The organism is Fulvivirga aurantia (assembly GCF_009711475.1).
In the GTDB taxonomy this organism is placed as follows: Bacteria; Bacteroidota; Bacteroidia; order Cytophagales; family Cyclobacteriaceae; genus Fulvivirga; species Fulvivirga aurantia.
Genome location: NZ_SMMD01000211.1, coordinates 1 through 969, shown reverse-complemented (window position 1 = coordinate 969; position 969 = coordinate 1). Strand labels below are relative to the sequence as shown.

At 38.3% G+C, this 969-nt stretch carries 2 protein-coding genes; both read left to right on the top strand.

Going from position 1 to position 969, the window contains the following annotated elements:
• Positions 1-123: 123 nt before the first annotated feature.
• On the top strand, positions 124-570 hold the full coding sequence (gene rplM, locus E1176_RS00675) for a 50S ribosomal protein L13 (RefSeq protein WP_185152504.1): 447 nt from the start codon (positions 124-126) through the stop codon (positions 568-570).
• Positions 570-956 (top strand): 30S ribosomal protein S9, encoded by a 387-nt coding sequence (gene rpsI / locus E1176_RS00670; protein ID WP_155208667.1) that lies wholly within the window; start codon positions 570-572, stop codon positions 954-956. The genes rplM and rpsI overlap by 1 nt, the downstream gene beginning before the upstream one ends.
• Positions 957-969 lie beyond the last annotated feature (13 nt).

Sequence of the window (969 nt, the reverse complement as noted above, 5' to 3'; positions counted from 1 at the left end):
ATTGGAGAAGAATTCTTAAATATTTATAACTACCTGTTGCATATAAGAATATATCACTCTATCTTTGCAATCCCTTTTTCAAGGGGAGTATTATCTATTGTCAAAAAATAAAGCTTTACAAGCGTGGATACTATAAGTTACAAGACAGTTTCGGCTAACAAGGCAAACGTAGAAAAGGAATGGGTTATCATAGATGCTGACTCAATGGTTCTTGGTCGTTTGGCTAGTGATGTGGCGAAAATCATTAGAGGAAAAAATAAGCCTAGTTTTACACCAAATGTAGATTGCGGTGATAACGTAATCGTGATCAATTGTGATAAGGTTAGACTTACTGGTAAAAAATGGACTGATAAAGTCTATGTGTCACACACTGGATACCCAGGTGGTCAGAGAGAGACAACGCCAAACCAATTAAAGGCAAAATCTTCAACTCTTTTAGTAGAGAGAGCAGTAAGAGGTATGTTGCCAAAAAATAGATTGGGCAGCGCGTTATTCAAGAATCTATACGTTTATGAAGGGACTGAGCATCCACACGAAGCACAGAAACCTAAAGAAATTAAACTAAGTTAATGGAAGTAATAAGTTCAATAGGAAGAAGAAAGACCTCAGTCGCTCGTATTTATATGAGTGCTGGTTCAGGTAAAATCACTGTTAACGATAAGGGAGTAGAAGAATACTTTCCTGCAGGAATTTTACAGACAATAGTACGTCAACCATTGGAGGTTGTAGATCAAAACGGAAGCTTTGATTTTAAAGTAAATGTTGATGGTGGAGGACCTGCTGGTCAGGCTGAAGCAATCAGATTGGCTATTTCACGTGCGCTCGTAGAGCTTGACGAAGAAAACAAAAGCCCATTGAAAAAAGAAGGCTTCTTGACGAGAGACCCAAGAATGGTCGAGCGTAAGAAATACGGAAGAAGAAAAGCAAGAAGAAGATTCCAGTTCAGTAAGCGTTAATCCGCATACTGAT

Coding starts and splice junctions, on each gene's coding strand:
- rpsI (WP_155208667.1), top strand. CDS start 570: ATGGAAGTAATAAGTTCAATAGGAAGAAGAAAGACCTCAGTCGCTCGT.